The organism is Vibrio nitrifigilis, from assembly GCF_015686695.1.
GTDB classification, from domain to species: Bacteria; Pseudomonadota; Gammaproteobacteria; order Enterobacterales; family Vibrionaceae; genus Vibrio; species Vibrio nitrifigilis.
In genome coordinates this window covers 2,865,040-2,889,437 of sequence record NZ_JADPMR010000001.1, presented here as the reverse complement: position 1 = coordinate 2,889,437, position 24,398 = coordinate 2,865,040, and the positions used below count along the sequence as shown (strand labels likewise).

The following is a 24,398-nucleotide window of genomic DNA, read 5'->3' as shown; positions in this document are numbered from 1 at the left end:
TGATAAACATCTCGAAAAGAACACTTGATAGGCAGTGAGAGCTATACACCTGCCACCACGAGCACTTATGGCAGTGAAATAATTTTCAAATTGATATTATTTACCGGAGAGAATTTTCCATGAAAAAGACCAAAATCGTTTGTACGATTGGCCCAAAAACTGAGTCATATGAGAAGCTTACTGAACTAGTGAACGCAGGCATGAACATTATGCGTTTAAACTTCTCTCACGGTGACTTTGTTGAGCATGGTACTCGTATCACTAACTTCCGCCGCGTAATGGAAGAAACTGGTAAACCTCTAGCGATCCTTTTGGATACTAAAGGTCCTGAAATCCGTACCATTAAACTAGAAAACGGTGAAGACGTTGATCTCGTTGCTGGTCAAGAGTTCACATTCACAACAGACGCAACTGTTATCGGTAATAAAGACCGCGTAGCAGTGACTTACCCTGGTTTTGCTCAAGATTTAACTGAAGGCAACACTATCCTTGTTGATGATGGTTTGATTGAAATGAAAGTTCTATCAACCACTGATACCGAAGTGAAATGTCAGGTGCAAAACAATGGCTCACTAGGTGAAAACAAAGGTGTAAACCTTCCTGGTGTATCTGTTAATCTTCCAGCCTTGGCTGAGAAAGATAAGAACGACCTTAAATTTGGTTGCGAGCAAGGCGTTGATTTCGTTGCTGCTTCATTTATCCGTAAAGCTTCAGACGTTCGCGAAATTCGTGAAGTTCTAAAAGCAAACGGCGGCGAAAACATTCGCATTCTGTCTAAAATTGAAAACCAAGAAGGCGTTGATAACTTCGACGAAATCCTTGAAGCATCTGATGGTATCATGGTTGCTCGTGGTGACCTTGGTGTTGAAATCCCTGCAGAAGAAGTCATCTTCGCGCAAAAAATGATGATTGAAAAATGTAACCGTGCTCGTAAAGAAGTAATTACTGCGACACAAATGCTTGATTCAATGATCAAAAACCCTCGCCCAACTCGTGCAGAAGCAGGCGACGTTGCCAACGCAATCATGGACGGTACTGATGCTGTAATGCTTTCAGGTGAAACAGCGAAAGGTAAATACCCTATCGAAGCTGTTACCATCATGAACCAAATCGCAACTCGCACTGATTCAGCGCTAAAAGCAGAATTAGGTTCTCGTCTAGACAGCCCACGTTTACGCATCACTGAAGCAGTATGTAAAGGTGCAGTTGATACCGCTGAGAAACTAGCATCACCAATTATCGTCGTTGCTACTGAAGCGGGTAAATCAGCACGTTCAGTTCGTAAGTACTTCCCTACAGCAAACATTCTTGCTGTAACGACAAACAAGAAAACAGCGGCACAATTAGTATTAACTAAAGGTGTAACTCCAGTTGTTGTAGACCAAATTGCGAGTACTGATGATTTCTACCACCAAGGTAAAGAGCTTGCTCTAGCATCTGGTTTAGGTAAGAAAGGCGATATCGCTATCATGGTTTCTGGTGCACTTGTTGCTTCAGGCACAACCAACACTGCATCTGTTCACGTTCTTTAATAGAACGCGATAACGCAGATAATAAAAAACCGAAGCAACGTATGCTTCGGTTTTTTTATGTTCCAAACCATAAGGTTTAAACGCCCGTAGTCATCATAAACTCAATGAATAATAACGACTCAAACTGAGTAAGATGAAAGTTCGTTTACCAACCAAAAAATTCGCGGTGATGGGTATTTAACAGCAAGACCATAGGAAGAAAATAGATAGCACTCAATTTAATTCCTAAGATTAATAGACTACTAATCGTGAGCCTAACAACAAAATGATTCAACATGCTCTGCCTCATACAACCCAGAGTGTCTGATGTCCTTATGATTCTCGCTGATATATGCAATATAAACGAGCATCTAGCGTAATTTTATTACTAAAATCCCTATATACACGGGTCAAAGTGTTTAAAAAAAACACAGTTTAGCTTAATTCTTACACAACTCAAGAAGATTTTATCAATTAAATTACCAAAAATTGACACAAACTTTATATGCAATATATGACCAACTCTCATCACTCAATTGATAAGCTACTTGGTATAGGCTGTTCTAAACCTTAATCTAAATTAGATTAATTCCCACATAAATTATTGATATAAAAATTAATAGTTTAAATTAGAGACAACCATTCACTGTTCCAATGCCTCTTTGGCTCCTTGTACGATAGCGGCAGAAATCTCTTTCAAAATACCATTTTCTAGCTGCCAATGGTGCCAATAAATTTGGTTGACGATGGACATTCCGGGCGTTATATCAACCAATGTTCCTAGCTCTAGCTCCTGAATAATTTGTAGTTTTGGGATCAAACAATAAGCAATCCCCATTTTTGCCATCTCCACAAAGGCTTCAGAACTGCCGACTTTATGATTGATAAATAATTCTTGGGTTATGCCAAAGTGTTTAAGCAGAAACTGCTTATGTTGCTCATCTTGCTGGTCGAAAGAAACCATTGGCGCTTTGAGTAATGAATCATGAGAAACGCCACCAGCAAAATGACGAACAATGAACTCTGGACTTGCTACACACAAATATTCCATTTTACCTAAATATTCAGCGCAGCATCCCACTAGTGCCTGAGATTCTAAACTAATCGCACCAACCGCTTCACCACTCTTCATTTTTTGAATCGAGCGGTTCTCATCTAAAATAGCAAAATGCAATGCTAAAGAATTGTCGCTCATCATCGGCTTCAAAGCAGGAAGTACCCACGTTGCCAAGCTATCTGCATTGGTTGCAATCGTTAAATTGATCGGGCGTAATGTGCTGTGATTCGTTAATTCAGGAATAACCTCTTGCTCAAGCAAACTAACGCGACGATACAATCCTAATAATTTTGTTCCTATTGGCGTAGCCTGGGGTGGTGCACTACGAATCAATACAGGCTGAGCTAGAAACTTTTCTAGCTGTTTAATCCGCTGTGAGACAGCAGATTGAGATAGGCAAAGGTCATCAGCAGCTCTTTCAAAACTCCCATGACTCAGCACAGAATCTAAAGCTTCAATCCATTTGTAATCTAATCCGCGCATTATTACACCAACCACGTAAAAAATAAGTAAGTCTAATAATATATTAAAATGATTAATTATACTTATTTCAATTTCACCGCTATCTTGCGCTCCTCATCTTTGAACAGCGCAATATATAGAGGTTATTGTGAACTACTGGGTAACACTACAAGGGTTTATTTTAGGGGCAACAATGATCATTCCCGTCGGTGCCCAAAATGCTTATGTGCTCAATCAAGGCATCAAACGAAACCATCATTTAACGACCGCGACTGTATGCAGTTTTCTTGACCTTATTTTTATGTCAATTGGTATTTTTGGTGCTGGTACTCTGCTTAGTCAGCATGAAAATGTCCTGATGGCCATTACTGTCGCAGGAATAGTATTCTTATCAGTCTATGGCTATCTATCACTTAAAAGTGCGCTTGCATATCGTAGTAATGAGCCGCAAACACAAGAATCAGCCCTGCCTAAAAGTCGCTCAATGGTGATTATCGGGGCACTCGCTGTAACAATACTTAACCCACATCTCTATCTGGATTCTGTGGTTATCTTAGGATCTTTGGGGGGGCAATTTCATGGTAATGATCGTATCGCATTTGCCATCGGTACCATCACAGCATCATTCGTATGGTTTTTTACCATTTCCATTGGTGCCGCTAAACTCAGCTCTGTTTTATCACGGCCTCGCTCTCAACAAATCATAGATATGATTGTAGCAACTACGATGTTCATTATTGCTTATTCATTAGCGAAGAATCTGTATTTTGAACATTTCATAAAATAATCCATAAAAAAATGGAGGCGTTAAATGCCTCCATTTTTACTATTACTCTTCTCAGAATCAGTCCAATTTTTCTAAATGAACATCCATTTGTGGGAATGGAATTTCAATACCATTTTCATCCAGAGCTTCTTTGATGTTCATCATTAAGTCCCAGTACACTGGCCAGTAATCTTCAGTTTTGACCCATGGACGAACCGCAAAGTTAACGGATGAATCGGCCAAAGCAAGTACACCGATAGTAACAGCAGGATCTTTCAAAATCCGCTCATCTTTCTCAATAGTTTCTAGTAATACTTGCTTGGTTTTGCGTAAATCCGCTTTGTAAGATACGCCGATGACCAAGTCAATACGACGAGTTTGGTGACGTGAATAGTTAGTAATCGGTCCACCAATAATGGAAGAGTTTGGCACCACGACCATTTTATTGTCAGGCGATTTTAAAACTGTTTGGAAAATCTGAATTGAATCCACTGAACCTGCTACACCGCCAACCTCTACGTAATCACCCGACTTAAATGGACGGAATGCCACAATCAACACACCGGCCGCAAAGTTAGACAGAGAACCTTGCAAAGCTAAAGCGACAGCCAAGCCTGCTGCACCAATTACAGCGACAACGGAGGCGGTTTGAACACCTACTTTACCTAGGGCGGCGATAAGCACCACAATAAACAACAAGTAACGAATAATTGCGCTGATAAAATCGACCACCGCTTTATCCATCTTCCGCTTTGTTAGTACTTTCGCCACACTACCGGAAACCAGTTTTACGGCTACATTACCTAGTACCAAAATCAACACTGCGGAAATAATATTGATGCCATATTGAATCAACATATCCGAGTTGTTCTGAACCCATGAGCTGACATGGTCTAAGTTGTCCACTATGGAAGTATCCACTCCCGATTCGTTCGCCATCTTAATTTCCTCTAGATGTCATTACTATGTTTGATTGTGATCACCGCTTCACATAAAGGATGGAATATCACGACATTGACCAAATCATTACAAAACAAAAGGTTATATATTTATAAAAAGTTTAACATCAGATTAAGCAAATTTATGCCTATTCTCTAGGGATTGACCAAAATTTAACGTTTTTTAGATATAAAAAAACCCGCTCGTAAAAGCGGGTTTAAACCAGAACAGGTTGTTATCGACGGCCTCTTATAGAACGTCAACAGCGTTAAGGTTAGAGAACGCTTCTTCAAGACGTTTAACCATACCTGTTTGACCAGCACGTAGCCATACACGTGGATCGTAGTATTTTTTGTTTGGTGCGTCTTCACCAGTAGGGTTGCCGATTTGACCTTGTAGGTAATCGTGGTTTTCCGCTTCGTATTCGCGGATACCATTCCAGCAAGCCCATTGTGTATCAGTATCGATGTTCATTTTGATAACACCGTAGCTGATTGATTCTTTGATTTCTTCTGCAGAAGAACCTGAACCACCGTGGAATACGAAGTTCAAAGAGTTTTCTGGAAGATTGAATTTCTCAGAAACGTATTTTTGAGAATCACGAAGAATAGTTGGAGTCAGAACAACGTTGCCTGGTTTGTAAACACCGTGTACGTTACCAAATGAAGCAGCGATAGTGAAACGAGGGCTGATTGCGTTTAGTTTTTCGTATGCGTATGCAACATCTTCAGGTGAAGTGTAAAGCTCTGAAGTGTCCATATCTGAGTTATCAACACCGTCTTCTTCACCACCAGTACAACCTAGTTCAATTTCTAGAGTCATGTTCATTTTAGACATGCGTTCTAGGTATTTAGAAGAGATTGCAATGTTGTCTTCTAGAGACTCTTCAGACAAATCGATCATGTGAGAAGAGAATAGAGGTTTACCAGTTTCAGCGAAATGTTTTTCGCCTGCGTCTAGTAGACCATCGATCCAAGGAAGTAGTTTTTTCGCTGCGTGGTCAGTGTGAAGGATAACAGGAACACCGTAAGTTTCAGCAACGGTGTGTACATGTTTTGCACCAGCAATTGCACCAAGCACTTGAGCTTGTTGACCTTCTAGTTTTAGACCTTTACCTGCAAAGAATCCCGCGCCACCGTTAGAAAACTGAACGATAACAGGAGATTTAACTTTAGCAGCAGCTTCTAACACAGCATTTACTGAGTCAGAACCTACACAGTTAACTGCCGGAAGAGCAAAGTTGTTTTCTTTTGCTACTGCAAATACTTTCTGTACGTCATCACCAGAAATAACACCTGGTTTTACGAAATCGAAGACCTTAGACATGGATTTGATCCTATATTTTCTCGTTTTAAAAACAAAACGGTTAGTTAAATCTTGTTTACGGCTACCACAACAATCCTAGCGCAAATTTACCAAAATAGTGACTAAGAGAAGTAGCCAAATAGAAGCGAGAACTATACTTCCCGCTCCTTTTATTTATCTATTATTTAGCGCGAGACTCTAGCATTTCAACCGCTGGTAATTTTTTGCCTTCAACAAATTCAAGGAAAGCACCGCCGCCAGTTGAGATGTAAGAAACGTCAGCTTTGATGCCGAATTTATCGATAGCTGCTAGTGTGTCACCACCGCCAGCAACAGAGAAACCTTCAGATTGAGCAATCGCTTCAGAGATACCTTTAGTACCAGCTTCGAAGTTTTTAAATTCGAATACACCAACAGGACCATTCCAAAGAATAGTTTTCGCGTTTTTAAGGATTTCAGCTAGTTGTGCAGTTGAATCTGGACCAAGGTCGAAGATCATGTCGTCATCTTGAACGTCTTCAACTTTCTTGATTTCAGCTTCTGCGTTTTCGTCGAATGCTTTAGCACATGCAACGTCAGTTGCTACTGGAATTGAACACTCTTCCATCAGTTTTTTCGCTGTATCAACTAGGTCAGCTTCGTAAAGTGATTTACCTACGTTGTGGCCTGCAGCTGCGATGAATGTGTTTGCGATACCGCCACCGACAACAAGTTGGTCAGCAACTTTTGATAGTGATTCAAGAACAGTCAGCTTAGTAGAAACTTTTGAACCACCGACGATAGCAACCATTGGACGAGCTGGTTTGTCCATTGCTTTAGCTAGAGCTTCAAGTTCGTTAGCAAGTAGAGGGCCAGCACAAGCGATAGGAGCGAAAACGCCAACACCGTAAGTAGAAGCTTGAGCGCGGTGAGCTGTACCGAACGCATCCATTACGAATACGTCACATAGTGCTGCGTATTTTTTAGATAGTTCGTCTTCGTTTTTCTTTTCGCCTTTATTAAAGCGAACGTTTTCAAGAACAACCAATTCACCAGCGTTTAGTTCAAGACCGTCTAGGTAATCTTTAGCTAGTTTAACGTCGCAATCTAGTGCGTCGTTTAGGTAGTTTACAACTGGTTGTAGAGAGAATTCTTCAGCGTATTCGCCTTCAGTAGGACGACCTAGATGAGAAGTCACCATTACTTTAGCGCCAGCAGCTAAGCAGTGTTTGATTGTAGGGATTGATGCCAAGATACGTGCATCTGAAGTCACTTTGCCATCTTTCACTGGTACGTTAAGGTCGGCACGGATAAATACGCGTTTACCTGCTAGGTCCAGGTCAGTCATCTTGATTACAGACATGATTTGTCCTCTCAAATTTTCAAAGAAATAAAGTTTGTTCACCCCGCCCCTAGGCCGGGCTCTGATATTCTTTCGTGTTCTACTGTTTTTTGATGTTCTATTTTTCGAACCGGGATAGAGGATATTTATTTCAGTGCAGAAAATAAATATTTTTTCCTCGAAATGTGGGCTATGACTCAGTTGCCTGCATTGCTAATGCCGTATCGAGCATTCTATTAGCAAATCCCCATTCGTTATCACACCAAACGAGCATCTTGACCAACTGCCCGTTACTCACTCTCGTTTGCGACCCATCCACAATAGCACTATGTGGGTCATGATTAAAATCGATCGAAACAAGTGGCGCTTCAGTATAATCAACTATGTTTTGTAATGTACACTGAGACGCTGTCACAATGGTTTGATTTACGTCATTAACTTTCACTTTTGTGTTAACTGTGACACTTAAATCCATTGCCGTAACATTAACCGTTGGCACTCTCACAGAAATTGCTTCGAATTTGTTGGAAAATTTCGGGAATATCCGCTGAATACCTTTATGTAACTTCGTATCTACAGGAATTATAGATTGTCCTGCAGCACGTGTTCGACGTAGATCTGTATGGTACGCGTCTATGACCTGCTGGTCATTCATTGAAGAGTGAATTGTGGTGATTGTCCCAGAATCGATACCAAATGTTTCATCAAGCACTTTGATAATCGGAACGATGCAGTTTGTGGTGCAAGAACCATTAGAAACAATACGGTGTTCGTTGGTTAACGTCTCATGATTAACGCCATAAATAATCGTATTGTCGAGATCACTCGCACCAGGGTGAGAAAACAGTACCTTATTCGCCCCAGCGTCAATATGTTTGATTCCATCAGCATGACAACCATACACCCCGGTACAATCGAGTACGATATCCACACCAAGATCATGCCAAGGTAACATTGGAATGTCTTCCAAATGTAAAATTCGAATAGTATCGAAATGCTCTTGATCGTGATGAACATAGATATGTTCTTGATCATTTGTAATTTTCTTACCAAAACGACCATGACTGGTATCGTATTGGAGTAAATGAGCCATTGCATCTGGTTTGGCAAGTTCATTCACTGCCACAACCTTAATCTGCTGACTTTTGCCGCTTTCATAGACAGCACGCAATACATTACGTCCTATCCGACCAAATCCATTAATTGCTACCCTTAGCATCTATCCTGCGCCAATATCTGTTGTTGGTTTGCACAGATACTACTCCATTCATTGACAGTTATCACTTGGAAAGTGAAATTCATTAACCAAACCAATAATGCTTTAAAAATTAATTACATTTAAGTACGCAGATAAGCAAATTGATGCCTATACAGATAGAGCAGATAATTGAGACATGACTTGAATTTCAAGGATAAAAAAAGGGCCAAGCGGCCCTTTAAAATTTGAGTTGAAGCTAGCTTAAGCAATAATTTCGTTTGCTTTAGCCACAACGTTTTCTACGGTGAAACCGAACTGTTCGAACAGTTGCTCTGCCGGCGCAGATTCACCAAAGGTCGTCATACCCACGATACGTCCATTCAAACCAACGTATTTGTACCAGAAATCAGCAATACCCGCTTCAACAGCAACACGTGCTGTTACGTCAGCAGGTAGAACAGCTTCACGGTAAGCCGCATCTTGTTTATCAAACGTATCTGTTGATGGCATAGAAACAACGCGAACAGCTTTACCTTGTTTTTCAAGTTCTGCCGCAGCGTTGACTGCAAGTTCAACTTCAGAACCTGTTGCAATTAGAATCAACTCTGGCTTACCTGAGCAGTCTTTCAAGATGTAACCACCTTTAGCAATATCAGCCACTTGCTCAGCCGTACGCTCTTGTTGTGCTAGACCTTGGCGAGAGAAAATAAGTGCTGTTGGTGCATCTTTACGTTCGATTGCCAATTTCCAAGCTACAGCAGATTCCACTTGGTCACATGGGCGCCACGTACTCATGTTTGGAGTAAGTCGTAATGAAGCAACTTGCTCAACTGGTTGGTGAGTCGGACCATCTTCACCCAAACCAATTGAATCATGGGTGTAAACTTGGATATTTTGAACTTTCATCAATGCAGCCATGCGCATTGCGTTACGAGCATATTCCATGAACATTAGGAACGTTGCGCCGTAAGGAACAAAGCCACCATGAAGTGCAATACCATTGATGATGGCTGTCATACCAAATTCACGTACACCATAGTGGATGTAGTTGCCAGATGCATCTTCAGCAGTTAATGACTTCGAACCAGACCACATGGTTAAGTTTGATGGCGCAAGGTCAGCAGAACCACCCATAAATTCAGGCAGTAATTTACCAAATGCTTCTAATGCATTTTGTGATGCTTTGCGCGATGCAATTTTTGCAGGATTTGCTTGAAGATCAGCGATAACTTGGGTGGTTGCTTCTTCCCAATTAGCGGGTAAGTCACCCGCAACACGACGCTTGAATTCAGCCGCTAATTCAGGGTATGCCGCTTCATAAGCCGCGAATTTTTGATTCCAAGCCGCTTCAGATGCAGCACCTGTTTCTTTAGCATCCCACTGATTGTAGATATCAGTTGGAACTTCAAAAGGACCGTAGTTCCAACCAAGGAAATCACGCGCTTCTTTAATCTCATCAGCGCCAAGAGGAGCACCGTGACAATCGTGAGAACCCGCTTTGTTTGGCGAACCAAAACCAATAATTGTTTTACAGCAGATTAATGTTGGACGAGATGTTTCTTCTTTTGCTGCTTCAATCGCTGCATTGATCGCTTCAGGATCATGGCCATCAACCGCGGGAATAACATGCCAGCCATAAGCTTCAAAACGTTTTGGTGTGTCGTCAGAGAACCAGCCTTCTACATCACCATCAATAGAAATACCGTTGTCATCCCAGAAAGCAACCAGTTTACCAAGACCTAGTGTTCCCGCTAGTGAACACGCTTCATGAGAGATACCTTCCATCATACAACCGTCGCCCATAAAGGCATAAGTGTAGTGGTCAACGATATCGTGGTTTTCTTTGTTGAACTGAGCAGCTAACGCTTTTTCAGCTAATGCCATACCAACAGCGTTGGTGATCCCCTGACCTAGCGGTCCAGTCGTTGTCTCAATACCTGGCGCATAACCGTATTCAGGGTGGCCTGGTGTTTTAGAGTGAAGCTGACGGAAATTTTTCAGGTCTTCAATAGAGAGATCGTAACCAGTAAGGTGCAATAGTGAATAAATCAGCATTGAACCATGGCCGTTTGAAAGAACAAAACGGTCGCGATCGGCCCAGTTAGGGTTTTTAGGGTTGTGATTTAAGTGACTACGCCATAGAACTTCGGCGATGTCTGCCATCCCCATAGGTGCACCAGGGTGGCCAGAGTTAGCTTGTTGAACTCCGTCCATGCTTAATGCACGAATTGCGTTCGCGAGTTGTTTGCGAGAAGACATGTCAGCTCCTAAAAAAGCAGAAATAAATTATCCATAATAATGTGCTCTGCATTGTCGCAAAGCCCCTGTAACACTGCAAACCTTTTGCAATCCTTTTAGGCTTTATTTGCCCGTTGCTATCTCAGTTTTTCAGCACCAGTCACCTCGCCTATATGACAATCTGCAAACGTTTACTTATTTCTCATAACAAAAAGAACTTGTAATTTGATTATGGGATCCTAGAATAGACGTCTAGATGTAGAAACGCCTACATATTAATCGATAGTGCGGAGTAGCGCGGTCTTGAAGCTACTCTTATTTGACAAATATTGGAGTTATCATGGCTAAGCACCTGTTCACTTCTGAATCTGTATCAGAAGGCCATCCAGATAAAATCGCAGACCAAATCTCAGACGCGGTCCTAGATGCTATTTTGGAACAAGATCCAAAAGCACGTGTTGCTTGCGAAACTTATGTAAAAACCGGCATGGTTATGGTCGGTGGCGAAGTAACAACTTCAGCATGGGTAGATATTGAAGAACTCACTCGTGAAACCGTACGTGAAATTGGTTACACAGGGTCAGATATGGGCTTTGACGCCGGCTCTTGTGCTGTTCTCAACACTATTGGTAAACAATCACCAGATATCAACCAAGGCGTTGATAAATCAGATCCTAAAGAACAGGGCGCTGGTGACCAAGGTATCATGTTCGGTTACGCAACAAACGAAACTAGCGTGTTAATGCCTGCGCCAATTACTTACGCGCACCGCCTAATGCAGCGTCAAGCAGAAGTTCGTAAAAACGGCACACTTCCTTGGTTGCGTCCAGACGCTAAATCTCAAGTAACCTTCAAATACGATAATAACCAAATTGTTGGTATTGATGCCGTCGTTCTATCTACTCAACACGCCGACAGCGTTTCAACCGCTGACCTTCGTGAAGGTGTGATGGAAGAGATCATCAAACCAATCCTTCCTACTGAATGGTTAGATAAAGAAACTAAATACTTCATTAACCCAACCGGTCGTTTCGTTATCGGTGGTCCAATGGGTGACTGTGGTCTAACAGGTCGTAAAATTATCGTTGATACTTACGGCGGTGCAGCTCGCCACGGTGGCGGCGCATTCTCTGGTAAAGATCCATCAAAAGTGGACCGCAGCGCAGCATACGCAGCACGTTACGTAGCGAAAAACATCGTTGCAGCTGGCCTTGCAGATCGCTGTGAAATCCAACTTTCTTACGCAATCGGTGTTGCCGATCCAACATCAATCATGGTCGAAACATTTGGTACTGAAAAAGTATCAACTGACGTGATTGTTAAAGCAGTACGTGAATTCTTCGACTTACGTCCATACGGTCTGCAAGAAATGTTAAGCCTACTGCAACCTATCTACAAAAAGACTGCAGCATACGGTCACTTTGGTCGTGAAGAATTCCCTTGGGAAGCGACTGATAAAGCGGCTCTATTGCGTGAATTCGCAGGTTTGAAATAAACCGTCGCAGCTAGATTGAAAATGAATAGAAGGCCCTGACTCCGTCAGGGCTTTTTTTATATTGCCAGCTCGATTAGTATACCAAGCAGAAATGCCCCCGAAGTTAGAGCACTGCATGACTCAACCTACCATAGGCCCAGACTTAACCAAACAAGCTCAAAGCGTTCTACAACGCTGTACAGAACAAGCAAATCAATATTTTTCTACTGCTCTGCCTACCCCCTCGTTAAGCTATAAACTACGTGGTAAAGCGGCAGGTAAAGCTTACATGCACCTTAATGAAGTTCGGCTCAATCCCGTTTTATTTAATGAAAATAAAACTGCCTTTCTTGAGCAAGTGATCCCACATGAAGTGGCTCATATAGTCACCTACCAATTGTTTGGCCGCGTGCGTCCGCACGGTAAAGAGTGGCAAGCAGTCATGACGCAAGTATTCCATTTAGCACCGGATACAACCCATCAATTTTCCGTGCTATCAGTACAAGGCAAAACCTTTGAATATGCTTGCGCCTGTCAACATCACCAACTCTCAATCCGCCGTCATAATAAAATCCAACGTGGTCAAGCAGTGTATCGCTGCCAACATTGCCATCAAGAAATACGCTTTACGGGAAAACGTTTGAGTTAACCCCCTGTGATTAAGAACAAAATATCTAACCTTATGTCAGTATTATGTGTTTTCTCATCATCCGTTTCTGTTACCGATAGATTTCATATTTTTGAGTGTTAGACTGAAAAAAATCATACTTTTTTCAGTCTTGTAATGAACAAATTTCAAACATTAATGCTCTCCATCATGATGATGGCTTTCTCTTCTTTTAGCTCAGCTCACGCTCCAACCAGTTTTTATCAGGCTAAAACCCAAGCGGTTAAGTTGTATAAGACACACCCAACGACATTTTATTGCGACTGCGCAATTACTTGGCATGGTCGTAAAGGAGAACCCAATTTACAATCTTGCGGTTACCATGTTCGCAAGCAACCTCGTCGAGCACACCGCATTGAGTGGGAACACGTTGTTCCTGCGTGGCAATTTGGCCACCAGCGTTTGTGCTGGCAAAAGGGTGGAAGAAGTTATTGTGAACGACATGATAAAGGCTTTAAAAAAATAGAAGCAGATATGCACAACCTCACACCGGCCATCGGCGAGGTCAATGGCGATCGCTCCAATTACAATTTTAGTCAGTGGAATGGTGTTGAAGGGGTAACTTATGGTCAGTGTTCAATGCAGGTCGACTTTAAACAGCGTAAAGCAATGCCTCCAGAACAAGCGCGCGGGCCCATCGCTCGTACTTATCTCTATATGAGCCAACGCTATAATTTTAGACTGTCTAAAGCCCAACGACAGTTGATGAATGTTTGGGACCACCGTTACCCTGTGAGCTCATGGGAATGTCAACGCGATCAAAAAATTGCAGCGATTCAAGGGAATCATAACCCGTTTGTTGAAGGTCAGTGCCACAAATAGTCCTATCTCTCGACAACACAAAGAATTGCAACGAAAAACTCAGCGTAACAAGGGCATTTGCCCTTGTTTTTTTGCTGTAAAGCATCCATGTTAGACGCTAGTAGAAAAACACATTTGTCCAGGACTCATGCATGCGCATTCCCCGTATTTATCACCCGGAAACGATTGAACATCTAGGCACAGTAACATTAAGCGAAGATGCCGCAGGCCACATTGGCCGAGTACTTCGTATGCAAGAAGGACAAGAAGTCCTTCTTTTTGATGGAAGCGGTGCTGAGTTTCCGGCCATTATTACCGAATCAGGGAAGAAACGCGTGCTCGTTGATGTCTCAGAGCGGGTCGAAAATGGTTGTGAGTCCCCTCTCGATTTACATTTAGGCCAAGTCGTTTCTCGCGGCGATAAGATGGAATTCACCATTCAAAAGTCAGTTGAATTAGGGGTAAATGTGATTACTCCGCTGATTTCTGAACGCTGTGGCGTTAAGCTTGATGCCAAGCGCTTTGAGAAAAAATTACAACAGTGGCAAAAAATCGCTATTGGCGCTTGTGAACAGAGCGGCCGCAATCGTGTACCAGAAATTCGACCAATTATGTCTCTTGAAGAGTGGTGTGCGGAACACAGCGATGGGTTAAAGCTCAACTTACATCCGCGAGCGCGCTACTCCATCAATACGTTACCAGAGCCGGTAACCAAAGTGCGATTATTGATCGGTCCTGAAGGCGGCCTTTCCGCTGAAGAGATTGAAATGACTCGCCAATATCAATTTGAAGAAACGCTGTTAGGGCCTCGAGTGTTACGCACCGAGACCGCCGCCTTAACCGCTATAACAGCCTTACAAGTTCGCTTTGGCGATTTAGGCTAATGGAGAAGAATAATGATTAAACTCGGCATCGTAATGGATCCTATCTCATCCATTAACATCAAGAAAGACACTAGCTTTGCCATGATGCTAGAAGCACAACGTCGTGGCTACGAGATCCATTATATCGAGATGAATGATCTACACTTAGATCAAGGTGTTGCTCTTGCTGATACTAAAATTGTTATCGTGCAAGAAGATCCAAACGGTTGGTATCAATTTCATTCAGAGCAAACCATTCGCCTGTCTGAATTAGATGCCGTTTTAATGCGTAAAGATCCTCCTTTTGATACTGAATACATTTACGCTACGTATATTCTAGAAAGAGCAGAAGCTGAAGGGACTCTGATTGTTAACAAACCTCAAAGTCTACGTGACTGCAACGAGAAATTGTTCACAGCTTGGTTCCCAGAATTAACACCGAACACCATTGTGACGCGTAAAGCAGAAACCATTAAAGCATTTAAAGAAAAGCATGGTGATGTGATTTTGAAACCTCTTGATGGCATGGGTGGTGCATCTATCTTCCGTGTTAAAGAGAGCGATCCAAACGTATCGGTTATCATTGAAACACTAACTGATCACGGTAAAAACTTCTGTATGGCACAAAGCTTTGTTCCAGATGTAAGTAACGGCGATAAACGCATCTTGGTTGTTGATGGTGAGCCAATGCCTTACTGCTTAGCACGTATTCCACCAGAAGGTGAAACACGTGGCAACCTAGCAGCCGGGGGACGCGGTGAAGCTCGTCCTATCAGCGAAACGGACCGCAAAATTGCCGAAACAGTGGCGCCAATCTTAAAAGAAAAAGGCCTGATTTTCGTCGGTCTTGACGTCATTGGTGACAAACTAACAGAAATTAACGTAACAAGCCCAACGTGCGTGCGTGAAATCGAAAAAGCATTTGATGTTTCGATTATCGGTAAACTGATGGATGCCGTAGAACGCCACGTAAAAGCATTAGCTAAATAGGAGCGCCAAGCTCCTGAACGCGAGAGGATTAGAATATGATGAATTTGACCAATCATTTTCTTGTCGCCATGCCAAGCATGAAAGATCCTTACTTCAAAAACAGCGTGGTATATATCTGCGAACATAATGAAGAAGGCGCGATGGGGCTTATCATCAATGCACCAATCGATGTCACCGTCGGTGGCATGCTTCAACAAGTTGAAGTGGAATCGGCTTACCCTCAGTCTCATACAGAGAGTCTGAATAAACCTATTTTGAACGGTGGCCCGGTATCTGAAGATCGGGGGTTTATTCTGCATCGCCCCCACGATCACTATGAATCAAGTGTCAACATGACCGATGATATCGCAGTGACCACTTCAAAAGATATTTTGACGGTATTAGGTACGGATGCTGAGCCTACTGGATATATCGTTGCATTAGGATATTCAGGTTGGGATGCAGGGCAGTTAGAAACAGAATTAGCAGAAAATTCATGGCTAACCATTGAAGCTGATGCGGAATTAATCTTTAATACGCCGGTTAGTGAAAAGTGGAACAAAGCCATTGCTCGATTAGGGATTAGTCCAGCACATTTGTCCAGCCAAGCTGGCCATGCTTAACCACTTTTTATCCCGAATTCAGTTATAGAGCAGCACTATGTCACGAACAATTATGGCATTCGACTTTGGCACTCGCAGTATTGGAAGCGCCGTTGGTCAGGATATTACCGGTACCGCTTCACCGCTAAAAGCGATCAAAGCCAAAGAGGGGATTCCTAATTGGGATGATATCGAAAAGCTGATTAAAGAATGGCAGCCCAATTTACTCGTAGTGGGGTTACCCACAGATTTACGGGGTAAAGACTTAGATGCTATTACGCCACGAGCGAAAAAGTTTGCAAATCGACTGCATGGTCGTTTTGGCTTGCCTGTGGAGTTACATGATGAGCGATTATCTACCGCGGAAGCGAAAGCTGACCTGTTTTCTTTTGGTGGTTACAAAGCGCTAAGTAAAGGTAATATTGACTGTCAATCAGCTGTTGTCATTCTCGAAAGCTGGTTTGAAGCGCAGTGGGGCGAATAAGAGCTGTCTATCAAAAAAGGTGCTTTAAGCACCTTTTTTATTAACTAACACAAAAGCAACTCTGGCTAATCCATATCAATTTTGACATCAGCTAAAGAGCTGCTGCCATAACCACTCCCCTGCTTTGTCTTGAGCATAATCCGTAAATCATTTGCAGAATCAGCACAATGCATAGCATCTTGCTCAGAAATCTTATTATCAACCACTAGTTGATAAAGCGACTGATCAAAAGTTTGCATACCCGATTCTGTTGAACGGGCTATGGTTTCTTTCAATTCATGCAGTTCACCACGACGAATTAAATCTGAGACTCGTGGAGTATTGAGTAAAATTTCAAACGCCGCATGGCGTCCACTACCCTCTTTATCTCGAACCAGCTGCTGGCCAATCACTCCACGAAGGTTCATCGACAAATCAAATAGAAACTGATCTTTTTGTTCTTTGGGTACTAAATGCAAAATACGCTCTAATGCTTGGTTAGCGTTATTCGCATGCAACGTTGCCATACAGAGGTGACCTGTTTCAGCAAAATTCATCGCATATTCCATCGTTTCTCGGGAGCGAATTTCTCCGATAAGAATCATATCGGGTGCTTGGCGCAGTGAGTTTTTCAAGGCGACTTCATAGCTATCCGTATCAAGCCCTACTTCCCGTTGCGTTACAATACAACCGGCGTGTTCATGCACAAATTCAATCGGATCTTCCACCGTAAGAATGTGTCCAGACGAATGTTGATTTCGGTAGCCAACCATAGCAGCCATGGAGGTCGATTTACCAGACCCTGTCGAGCCTACCACCAGCACTAAACCACGTTTTTTCATGGCCAGTTCTTTAAGTAAATCGGGCAAATGCAATTCTTCAAAGCTCGGAATGGTCGTTTCAATACGACGTATAACGGCGCCGGGTAACTCTCGCTGAAAGAAAGCGCTCACCCGAAACCGCCCACTGTCTCTAACTATGGCAAAATTCGCTTCGTGAGTATGATGAAAATCTTCCACTTGCTCTGAATCCATCATCCGGTTGAGAAGATTATTCACTTCAGAAAACGTAAGCTTTTCACCATCACCTTGCAGTTCACCATTTACCCGATAAAGAACGGGAGCCCCCACTGTGATATACAGATCAGATGCTTTACGGGTAAGCATTCCACTTAAACACTGTTCGAGAAACATAACGCATTGTCCTTAAATCCATCAACTAGGATTATTGAGAGAGCGCGAAGACGTAATCCGATAACTAAAAACTGCCCATCTCCGTTTCTATTTTACTTTGTACTTCTGCCAAATCGACCAAACCTTGAGACACTAACTTGCGTGCATGCTGTTCCATCGTTTGCATCCCATGTGAGGCACCTGTTTGGATAATGGATACCATCTGTGCCACCTTGTCTTCGCGGATTAAATTACGAATAGCAGGAGTACCGAGCATAACCTCATGACAAGCAACACGACCACCTCCCGCTTTTTTTAATAGCTTCTGCGCAATAACGGCGCGGAGTGATTCAGATAACATGGAACGCACCATGCCTTTATCTTCTCCCGGAAACACATCAATAATCCTATCAATGGTTTTAGCAGCGGAGCTGGTATGCAAAGTACCAAACACCAAATGACCCGTTTCAGCAGCCGTTAACGCCAAACTGATGGTCTCTTGATCGCGTAATTCACCAACCAAGATCACATCAGGGTCTTCACGCAGAGCAGATCGTAAAGCTGCTTTAAAGCTTAGCGTATCGCGGTGAACTTCTCTTTGGTTGATCAGACATTTATTATTGTTGTGGATAAATTCGATAGGATCTTCGATGGTAAGAATGTGCTTGTTATAATGCGCATTTATCTCATTAACCATCGCCGCTAAGGTTGTCGATTTACCCGATCCGGTTGGTCCTGTTACTAAAACTAACCCTTTTTCGTATTGAGTGATCTTGTTAAAGATCTCTGGAGCATCTAATTGTGCTAAGGTAGGTATCTCAGTGGGGATTGTCCTAAATACGGCAGAACCACCGCGGGACTGATGAAAAGCGTTAACACGGAAGCGTCCAACATTCGGAAGTTCAAAGGAAAAATCAACTTCCAAATTTTCTTCGAATTCTCGCCTTTGAGCATCATTCATGATTTCAAAGACGAGCCGGTGTACCTCGGCATGAGTAAATGCAGGAACACCGAGCTTCCTAACCTCACCATCAATCCGAACCATGGGAGGCACGCCTGAGGAAAGATGTAGATCTGAGGCGTTATGCTTTACACTAAAATCCAGTAATTCAGCGATATCCATTTATTATCCTTACTAAAGTCTGGCTATGAGTATTCAACAAAATATTGAACATATCACATCACTAATCGAAAGCGCTCAAACTAAGTTTGGACGCACAAAAGGCTCGGTGCAACTTCTCGCGGTAAGTAAAACTAAACCTGTCGAAGCCGTCTTAGAAGCCGCTCAAACAGGACAAGTTCGATTCGGTGAAAATTACGTACAAGAAGGTGTGAATAAAGTCGAGTATTTCACACAACATCACCCTGAGCTTAATCTTGAGTGGCACTTTATCGGTCCTTTACAGTCCAATAAGACCCGCCCAGTTGCAGAACACTTTGCTTGGGTGCACACCATCGATCGAGCTAAAATTGCTCAACGTCTGAACGATCAGCGTCCAGAGGGCATGCCACCACTACAAGTACTTATTCAAGTAAATACGAGTGGTGAAACGTCGAAATCAGGTATCGATGAGCAACAATTATTTGAACTTGCCCAATTGATTTCTAAGCTACCCAACCTCACGTTAAGAGGAGTCATGTCGATTCCAGAAAATGTGTCAGATTATCAACAGCAACTTGCAGCATTTAAATCTCTGACGCAATTGAAGGAAAAATTAGCTCAACGCTACCCAGATATCGATACGATATCTATGGGAATGACTGGGGATATGGAAGCAGCCATCGAAGCGGGTAGTACTATCGTACGAATTGGCACTGCTATATTTGGTCAACGTGACTATTCCAACAAACAGTAATAACGAACAAATCGTCATTCAGTAACAGCCTATAACTTTTGGAGAATAAGACTAAGATGGAACAAAGAAAAATCACTTTTGTCGGTGCAGGTAATATGGCTAAAGCCATCATTGCTGGTTTAGTATCAAGCGGCTACCCTGCAAAAAATATCTTAGCTACATCTCCAACAGAGACTCGCCGTTTACCGCTAGAACAAGATTATGGTATCCGCACAACATCGGATAATATCGCAGCCGTTACCGAAGCAGATGTGGTTGTTCTAGCAGTGAAACCGCAATTGATGGCCGATGTTTGTAAGCCTCTTCAAGCTATCGATTTTACCAATAAACTAGTAATTTCTATTGCTGCGGGGGTGACAGCGGCAAGACTCGATGAATTGCTTGATACCAAATTGAATTTGGTGCGCGTAATGCCGAATACCCCCTCACTAATCAATCGCGGTATGAGCGGTTTATTCGCTGTACCATCAGTCACTGATGCAGATAAAACCTTTACGCAAGATCTAATGTCAGCCGTAGGCAAAGCATGTTGGGTCGACGAAGAACAAGGGATCAATAACATTACAGCAGCAGCGGGAAGTGCTCCTGCTTATTTTTTCCTATTTATGGAAGCCATTCAGCAAGAGGCGATCAACCTTGGTTTTGACACCCAAACAGCGAGAGAGATCGTTCAACAAGTAGCATTAGGGGCTGCTGAAATGGTTCAAGCAAATCCAGAACTTGAGCTAGCCACTTTGCGTGAACAAGTGACATCAAAAGGTGGCACAACAGCTCAAGCATTAGCAACATTTAATCAAAATGATTTAACTGGCATTGTGGCAAAAGCAATGCAAGCAGCCATTAAACGGGCTGAAGAAATGGAAACACTATTCTAACGAATGTGTTTTGACGCGTGATGCGTACCCGCTATCACGCTGAACAATTAAATACATGGCAACAAAAAGGGCCTTATATGAACGCAATGAGTTTTCTAATCTCCACTTTGCTCGACTTGTATATCATGGTTGTGATTCTCCGCATCTGGCTACAAGCAGCGCGTGCAGATTTCTACAACCCATTTTCTCAGTTCGTCGTAAAAGCGACACAACCGATTGTCGGTCCACTACGCCGTTTTATCCCTTCAATAGGTAGTATTGATGTAGCGACTCTCTTGTTTGCTTACGTACTATGTGTTGTGAAATTCGTATTGCTCACGCTAATTTCAACAGGCGGAGCGATGAACTTCAGCACTTTCTATCTGTTTTTAGGGCTATTGGCTCTCGTAAAAGCAGCAGGTGGATTGCTATTTTGGGTATTAATTATTCGCGCAATTTTAAGTTGGGTAAGCCAAGGCCGTAGCCCTATCGAATATCTATTCCATCAACTAACCGAACCAATGCTAGCCCCTTTGCGCCGCATTATCCCGGTAATGGGTGGATTAGACCTGAGTGTATTAGCGCTATTTATTATCCTGCAATTCGCTAATTTCCTTATGGGCGATATCATTGGTCCAATTTGGTATCAGCTATAATGGATGCCATTTGGCTGGACAAGGATGACCTTATCTTAAGGCTCTACATCCAACCGAAAGCCAGTAGAGACAGGATTGTAGGATTACATGGCGATGAAATAAAAGTCGCGATTACCGCGCCACCGGTTGATGGTAAAGCCAATGCACATTTAGCCAAGTTTTTGGCCAAACAGTGCAAAGTGGCAAAAGGTAACGTGCTGATAGAAAAAGGCGAATTGGGCCGACATAAACAGCTCAGGATCGCTCAACCAAGCCAAATACCAGAGTCACTATTGGCATTCCTCAATCCATCATAATAAGTATTCACCATTCATCATCCCCACCTTTGCGTGGGGATTGTTTTATCTAGAGTAGGACTCGTGGCTACACTTAGATTCTGGTATTCTTGGCAGCCATAACGCAGCCCACTTTTAAGTAAGGTAAAAGCCCCAATGAAAAAAATTGTATTAGCGACTGGCAACCAAGGTAAAGTTCGTGAAATGTCCGATCTATTGGCTGATTTTGGTTTCGACGTAGTGGCGCAAACTGAACTGAACGTATCTTCTGTTCCTGAAACAGGCACAACGTTTATCGAAAATGCCATTATAAAAGCTCGCCATGCTGCACAAGAAACGGGCTTTGCTGCTATTGCTGATGATTCAGGTTTAGAAGTCGACTATCTAAAAGGGGCGCCAGGTATCTATTCAGCGCGTTATGCGGGTGAAGATGCATCCGATGAAGAGAACTTGAATAAACTACTTAACGCAATGGAAGGTGTTCCTCAAGAGCAACGTACCGCTCGTTTCCATTGTGTATTGGTGTACATGCGCCACGCCGAGGATCCAACGCCACTCGTATGCCACGGTCAATGGGAAGGTCATATCTTAACGGAATCTCATGGTACAAACGGGTTTGGTTACGACCCTATTTTTTGGGTACCAGAAGAACAATGTGCTTCTGCTGAGCTAGAACCTGCTCGTAAAAAGCAACTGTCCCATCGCGGCATTGCCCTGAAAAAATTATTTACAGCCCTAGAAGAGCAACACGCTTAATGCTGACACCTCCTGCTTTAAGTTTATATGTCCATATTCCTTGGTGTGTGCAGAAATGCCCTTACTGTGACTTTAATTCACACGCACTAAAAGAAGACATCCCTGAACACGATTATATTCAAGCACTACTTGAAGATTTAGATCGTGATATTGAGCGCTATTGCCTCAATGATAACCCACGATTATTGCACTCCATCTTCATCGGTGGAGGAACTCCAAGCCTTATTTCCTCAGAAGGAATTGGTGCATTACTCTCTGGGATAGAAGCGCGTATTCCATTCGAGCAAGATATTGAAATCACCATGGAAGCCAACCCAGGAACTATCGAAGCTGAGAGATTTGCCGCTTATCGAAAAGTGGGGGTTACGCGTATTTCGATAGGTGTACAAAGCTTTGCCCCGGATAAATTGAAAGCGCTTGGACGTATTCACGGTCAAGCTGAAGCGATCAATGCGGCGCACCTTGCCCATCAAATCGGACTGAAAAGCTTTAACTTAGATCTGATGCACGGCTTGCCCGATCAGACTCAAGATCAAGCACTGAATGATCTTGAGCAGGCGATCAAGCTAGATCCTCCGCATTTATCTTGGTATCAACTGACGATCGAACCCAATACTCTGTTTTATTCAAAACCGCCTGAATTACCCGACGATGATCAATTATGGGATATTTTTGAATCTGGTCATCAAAAGTTAACAGCTGCTGGCTACGTTCAATATGAAATATCTGGCTATAGTAAACCCGGTTATCAATGTCAGCATAACTTAAATTATTGGCGTTTTGGTGACTACCTAGGAATTGGCTGTGGTTCACACGGCAAGCTCAGCTTTACTGATGGAAGAATCGTTCGTACCACTAAGATTAAACATCCTAGAGGCTACTTATCGGCTTATCAGAATATGGTGAAACCGTATCTTGATAGCGAACAACTTGTCGCCGATATCGACCGACCATTTGAATTTTTTATGAATCGTTTTCGCTTGATTGAACCTTGTCCCAAACAAGATTTTGTTACGACAACAGGCCTACCGTTAGAGGTTATTGGACCGACTATCAATTGGGCAATAGATCAGGGGTACTTAGACGAAAACAGCACTCATTGGCAAATTACTCGCAAAGGAAAACTGTTCCTTAATGATTTGCTCGAAGCCTTTATGGCTGATGAAGATGAGTAGCACAACCTAAAAAAGCACAACGCCACATAACAGTATGTGGCGTTGTTCATTTCGTTAGAAAATGGAGCGCCCAATCCGTTTTGCTAATAGCTCTAGCGCCTTCGTACCCGCTAATGAATTACCTGATTTATCCAATTCTGGCGACCAGACTGCTATCGTCATTTCCCCAGGAACAATCGCGATAATCCCACCGCCAACACCGGATTTACCCGGCATCCCGACCCTATAGGCAAACTCTCCAGCGCCATCATACAAACCGCAAGTGGCAAGTAATGCATTCACCTGCTTACTTTGTGTTGGCGTAATGATTTGTTCACCACTAATCACCGATCGACCTTTGTTCGCTAAATAGCTGAACGTCTTTGCCAACTCAACACAACTCATCGTAATAGAACAAGCATGAAAATAGTTGTTCAATACCGGTAATACTTCGTTTTCGAAATTACCAAATGAACGCATCAGATAGGCAATCGCCGCATTACGATCGCTATGCTGCAACTCGGAATTAGCAACCACTTTGTCATATACTACGTGCTCGTTACTACACAGTTGACGAACAAACTCGAGTAAACGTTGTCTAGGAGCGGATAAACGACTTTGCAGCATATCAGCAACAACAATGGCCCCAGCATTAATAAATGGATTACGCGGGATCCCCTGCTCCATTTCTAACTGAATAAGAGAGTTAAACGCTTGTCCTGATGGTTCTTTCCCTACTCGACGCCACATTTCTTCAGGCTCATATAAGCGCATAGCAAGGGTGAGACTCAACGCTTTCGAAATCGATTGAATAGAAAAGCCTTCTTCAGCATCGCCCGCTTTAATCACCTCACCTTCATTGGTAAAGACAGCAATACCAAGCTTTTGATTTGATACTTCAGCTAGCGCCGGAATATAGTTCGCTACTTTTCCCTGTCCGATCAAAGGACGTACTTCGTCCAAAATAGTGGTTAAAATCTTTTGTGTCGGTTTCATTCTTTTTCTCCAAGGGAAAAAAATGCCAACATGGTAAATGTTG

General features: G+C 42.8%; 24 protein-coding genes. 15 read left to right on the top strand and 9 right to left on the bottom strand.

The genetic code is table 11. The features are described from left to right. The first annotated feature begins 119 nt into the window (after window positions 1-119). Window positions 120-1,532 (top strand): pyruvate kinase PykF, encoded by a 1,413-nt coding sequence (gene pykF / locus I1A42_RS12930; RefSeq protein ID WP_161153968.1) that lies wholly within the window; start codon window positions 120-122, stop codon window positions 1,530-1,532. Window positions 1,533-2,154: 622 nt separating this feature from the next. On the opposite strand, the gene I1A42_RS12925 is transcribed toward pykF, so the two are convergent. Continuing rightward, the gene (locus tag I1A42_RS12925) at window positions 2,155-3,051 is read right to left on the bottom strand and encodes a LysR family transcriptional regulator ArgP (RefSeq protein WP_161153969.1); all 897 of its coding nucleotides are present in this window, start codon (window positions 3,049-3,051) and stop codon (window positions 2,155-2,157) included. A 127-nt stretch (window positions 3,052-3,178) separates the two neighbouring features. Between I1A42_RS12925 and I1A42_RS12920 the strand changes: the two genes are divergently transcribed. Continuing rightward, a complete protein-coding gene (locus I1A42_RS12920; RefSeq protein ID WP_196123680.1) occupies window positions 3,179-3,817 on the top strand; it encodes a LysE/ArgO family amino acid transporter in 639 nt (212 codons plus the stop codon). Between the two features lie 57 nt (window positions 3,818-3,874). On the opposite strand, the gene mscS is transcribed toward I1A42_RS12920, so the two are convergent. The 5 genes from mscS to tkt form a co-directional block, all read right to left on the bottom strand. After that, window positions 3,875-4,735 (bottom strand): small-conductance mechanosensitive channel MscS, encoded by an 861-nt coding sequence (gene mscS, locus I1A42_RS12915; protein WP_161153971.1) that lies wholly within the window; start codon window positions 4,733-4,735, stop codon window positions 3,875-3,877. 249 nt (window positions 4,736-4,984) lie between these two features. Then, window positions 4,985-6,061 (bottom strand): class II fructose-bisphosphate aldolase, encoded by a 1,077-nt coding sequence (fbaA, locus tag I1A42_RS12910; protein ID WP_161153972.1) that lies wholly within the window; start codon window positions 6,059-6,061, stop codon window positions 4,985-4,987. A gap of 160 nt (window positions 6,062-6,221) precedes the next feature. Continuing rightward, window positions 6,222-7,382, bottom strand: coding sequence for a phosphoglycerate kinase (locus tag I1A42_RS12905; RefSeq protein ID WP_196123679.1), 1,161 nt, complete (start codon window positions 7,380-7,382; stop codon window positions 6,222-6,224). Between the two features lie 169 nt (window positions 7,383-7,551). Next, the gene (gene epd, locus I1A42_RS12900) at window positions 7,552-8,580 is read right to left on the bottom strand and encodes an erythrose-4-phosphate dehydrogenase (protein WP_161153974.1); all 1,029 of its coding nucleotides are present in this window, start codon (window positions 8,578-8,580) and stop codon (window positions 7,552-7,554) included. A 240-nt stretch (window positions 8,581-8,820) separates the two neighbouring features. Then, window positions 8,821-10,818, bottom strand: a complete 1,998-nt coding sequence (gene tkt / locus I1A42_RS12895) for a transketolase (protein ID WP_196123678.1) — start codon at window positions 10,816-10,818, stop codon at window positions 8,821-8,823. 319 nt (window positions 10,819-11,137) lie between these two features. Here tkt and metK point away from each other — a divergent pair, with 319 nt between their 5' ends. From metK to ruvX, 7 genes are all read left to right on the top strand, one after another. Next, window positions 11,138-12,292, top strand: a complete 1,155-nt coding sequence (metK, locus tag I1A42_RS12890; protein WP_161153976.1) for a methionine adenosyltransferase — start codon at window positions 11,138-11,140, stop codon at window positions 12,290-12,292. A 115-nt stretch (window positions 12,293-12,407) separates the two neighbouring features. Beyond that, window positions 12,408-12,920 (top strand): SprT family zinc-dependent metalloprotease, encoded by a 513-nt coding sequence (locus tag I1A42_RS12885; protein WP_161153977.1) that lies wholly within the window; start codon window positions 12,408-12,410, stop codon window positions 12,918-12,920. A 135-nt stretch (window positions 12,921-13,055) separates the two neighbouring features. Next, entirely contained in the window at window positions 13,056-13,760 is a 705-nt protein-coding gene (locus I1A42_RS12880; RefSeq protein ID WP_196123677.1) for an endonuclease, read from the top strand. A gap of 131 nt (window positions 13,761-13,891) precedes the next feature. Further along, on the top strand, window positions 13,892-14,623 hold the full coding sequence (rsmE, locus tag I1A42_RS12875; RefSeq protein WP_196123676.1) for a 16S rRNA (uracil(1498)-N(3))-methyltransferase: 732 nt from the start codon (window positions 13,892-13,894) through the stop codon (window positions 14,621-14,623). A 12-nt stretch (window positions 14,624-14,635) separates the two neighbouring features. Next, window positions 14,636-15,592 carry a glutathione synthase gene (gene gshB / locus I1A42_RS12870; RefSeq protein ID WP_196123675.1) on the top strand — a complete coding sequence of 319 codons (957 nt, stop codon included), beginning with the start codon at window positions 14,636-14,638 and terminating at the stop codon, window positions 15,590-15,592. A 38-nt stretch (window positions 15,593-15,630) separates the two neighbouring features. Beyond that, window positions 15,631-16,194 (top strand): YqgE/AlgH family protein, encoded by a 564-nt coding sequence (locus I1A42_RS12865; RefSeq protein ID WP_161154039.1) that lies wholly within the window; start codon window positions 15,631-15,633, stop codon window positions 16,192-16,194. Window positions 16,195-16,231: 37 nt separating this feature from the next. Then, window positions 16,232-16,657, top strand: a complete 426-nt coding sequence (ruvX, locus tag I1A42_RS12860; RefSeq protein WP_161153981.1) for a Holliday junction resolvase RuvX — start codon at window positions 16,232-16,234, stop codon at window positions 16,655-16,657. Between the two features lie 65 nt (window positions 16,658-16,722). Here the strand turns inward: ruvX and I1A42_RS12855 are convergent, their stop codons facing one another. Both I1A42_RS12855 and I1A42_RS12850 read right to left on the bottom strand, forming a co-directional pair. After that, on the bottom strand, window positions 16,723-17,829 hold the full coding sequence (locus I1A42_RS12855; protein ID WP_196123674.1) for a PilT/PilU family type 4a pilus ATPase: 1,107 nt from the start codon (window positions 17,827-17,829) through the stop codon (window positions 16,723-16,725). A gap of 64 nt (window positions 17,830-17,893) precedes the next feature. Further along, window positions 17,894-18,931, bottom strand: coding sequence for a type IV pilus twitching motility protein PilT (locus I1A42_RS12850; RefSeq protein ID WP_161153983.1), 1,038 nt, complete (start codon window positions 18,929-18,931; stop codon window positions 17,894-17,896). A gap of 25 nt (window positions 18,932-18,956) precedes the next feature. On the opposite strand from I1A42_RS12850, the gene I1A42_RS12845 reads away from it, so the two are divergent. The 6 genes from I1A42_RS12845 to hemW all read left to right on the top strand — a co-directional run bounded on the left by I1A42_RS12845 (window position 18,957) and on the right by hemW (window position 23,380). Then, window positions 18,957-19,664, top strand: coding sequence for a YggS family pyridoxal phosphate-dependent enzyme (locus I1A42_RS12845; RefSeq protein ID WP_196123673.1), 708 nt, complete (start codon window positions 18,957-18,959; stop codon window positions 19,662-19,664). A gap of 56 nt (window positions 19,665-19,720) precedes the next feature. After that, window positions 19,721-20,539 carry a pyrroline-5-carboxylate reductase gene (gene proC / locus I1A42_RS12840; protein WP_196123672.1) on the top strand — a complete coding sequence of 273 codons (819 nt, stop codon included), beginning with the start codon at window positions 19,721-19,723 and terminating at the stop codon, window positions 20,537-20,539. Window positions 20,540-20,616: 77 nt separating this feature from the next. Further along, entirely contained in the window at window positions 20,617-21,174 is a 558-nt protein-coding gene (locus tag I1A42_RS12835; protein WP_161154040.1) for a YggT family protein, read from the top strand. Beyond that, entirely contained in the window at window positions 21,174-21,470 is a 297-nt protein-coding gene (gene yggU, locus I1A42_RS12830; protein WP_196123671.1) for a DUF167 family protein YggU, read from the top strand. The genes I1A42_RS12835 and yggU overlap by 1 nt, the downstream gene beginning before the upstream one ends. Before the next feature lie 135 nt (window positions 21,471-21,605). After that, entirely contained in the window at window positions 21,606-22,205 is a 600-nt protein-coding gene (locus tag I1A42_RS12825; RefSeq protein ID WP_161153987.1) for an XTP/dITP diphosphatase, read from the top strand. After that, complete coding sequence (gene hemW, locus I1A42_RS12820) at window positions 22,205-23,380, top strand: radical SAM family heme chaperone HemW (RefSeq protein ID WP_196123670.1); 1,176 nt, start codon at window positions 22,205-22,207, stop codon at window positions 23,378-23,380. Before I1A42_RS12825 ends, hemW begins: the two co-directional genes overlap by 1 nt. A 54-nt stretch (window positions 23,381-23,434) precedes the next feature. On the opposite strand, the gene glsB is transcribed toward hemW, so the two are convergent. Continuing rightward, window positions 23,435-24,355, bottom strand: a complete 921-nt coding sequence (gene glsB, locus I1A42_RS12815) for a glutaminase B (protein WP_196123669.1) — start codon at window positions 24,353-24,355, stop codon at window positions 23,435-23,437. Window positions 24,356-24,398 lie beyond the last annotated feature (43 nt).

Bases quoted from the DNA above. Each gene is read 5' to 3' on its own strand.
- I1A42_RS12905 (WP_196123679.1), bottom strand. From the start codon at position 7,382: ATGTCTGTAATCAAGATGACTGACCTGGACCTAGCAGGTAAACGCGTA.
- metK (WP_161153976.1), top strand. From the start codon at position 11,138: ATGGCTAAGCACCTGTTCACTTCTGAATCTGTATCAGAAGGCCATCCA.
- pykF (WP_161153968.1), top strand. From the start codon at position 120: ATGAAAAAGACCAAAATCGTTTGTACGATTGGCCCAAAAACTGAGTCA.
- I1A42_RS12855 (WP_196123674.1), bottom strand. From the start codon at position 17,829: ATGTTTCTCGAACAGTGTTTAAGTGGAATGCTTACCCGTAAAGCATCT.
- hemW (WP_196123670.1), top strand. From the start codon at position 22,205: ATGCTGACACCTCCTGCTTTAAGTTTATATGTCCATATTCCTTGGTGT.
- I1A42_RS12850 (WP_161153983.1), bottom strand. From the start codon at position 18,931: ATGGATATCGCTGAATTACTGGATTTTAGTGTAAAGCATAACGCCTCA.
- I1A42_RS12885 (WP_161153977.1), top strand. From the start codon at position 12,408: ATGACTCAACCTACCATAGGCCCAGACTTAACCAAACAAGCTCAAAGC.
- mscS (WP_161153971.1), bottom strand. From the start codon at position 4,735: ATGGCGAACGAATCGGGAGTGGATACTTCCATAGTGGACAACTTAGAC.
- ruvX (WP_161153981.1), top strand. From the start codon at position 16,232: ATGTCACGAACAATTATGGCATTCGACTTTGGCACTCGCAGTATTGGA.
- tkt (WP_196123678.1), bottom strand. From the start codon at position 10,818: ATGTCTTCTCGCAAACAACTCGCGAACGCAATTCGTGCATTAAGCATG.
- I1A42_RS12925 (WP_161153969.1), bottom strand. From the start codon at position 3,051: ATGCGCGGATTAGATTACAAATGGATTGAAGCTTTAGATTCTGTGCTG.
- epd (WP_161153974.1), bottom strand. From the start codon at position 8,580: ATGCTAAGGGTAGCAATTAATGGATTTGGTCGGATAGGACGTAATGTA.
- I1A42_RS12880 (WP_196123677.1), top strand. From the start codon at position 13,056: ATGAACAAATTTCAAACATTAATGCTCTCCATCATGATGATGGCTTTC.
- yggU (WP_196123671.1), top strand. From the start codon at position 21,174: ATGGATGCCATTTGGCTGGACAAGGATGACCTTATCTTAAGGCTCTAC.
- gshB (WP_196123675.1), top strand. From the start codon at position 14,636: ATGATTAAACTCGGCATCGTAATGGATCCTATCTCATCCATTAACATC.
- I1A42_RS12825 (WP_161153987.1), top strand. From the start codon at position 21,606: ATGAAAAAAATTGTATTAGCGACTGGCAACCAAGGTAAAGTTCGTGAA.
- proC (WP_196123672.1), top strand. From the start codon at position 19,721: ATGGAACAAAGAAAAATCACTTTTGTCGGTGCAGGTAATATGGCTAAA.
- fbaA (WP_161153972.1), bottom strand. From the start codon at position 6,061: ATGTCTAAGGTCTTCGATTTCGTAAAACCAGGTGTTATTTCTGGTGAT.
- glsB (WP_196123669.1), bottom strand. From the start codon at position 24,355: ATGAAACCGACACAAAAGATTTTAACCACTATTTTGGACGAAGTACGT.
- I1A42_RS12845 (WP_196123673.1), top strand. From the start codon at position 18,957: ATGAGTATTCAACAAAATATTGAACATATCACATCACTAATCGAAAGC.
- I1A42_RS12865 (WP_161154039.1), top strand. From the start codon at position 15,631: ATGAATTTGACCAATCATTTTCTTGTCGCCATGCCAAGCATGAAAGAT.
- rsmE (WP_196123676.1), top strand. From the start codon at position 13,892: ATGCGCATTCCCCGTATTTATCACCCGGAAACGATTGAACATCTAGGC.
- I1A42_RS12835 (WP_161154040.1), top strand. From the start codon at position 20,617: ATGAACGCAATGAGTTTTCTAATCTCCACTTTGCTCGACTTGTATATC.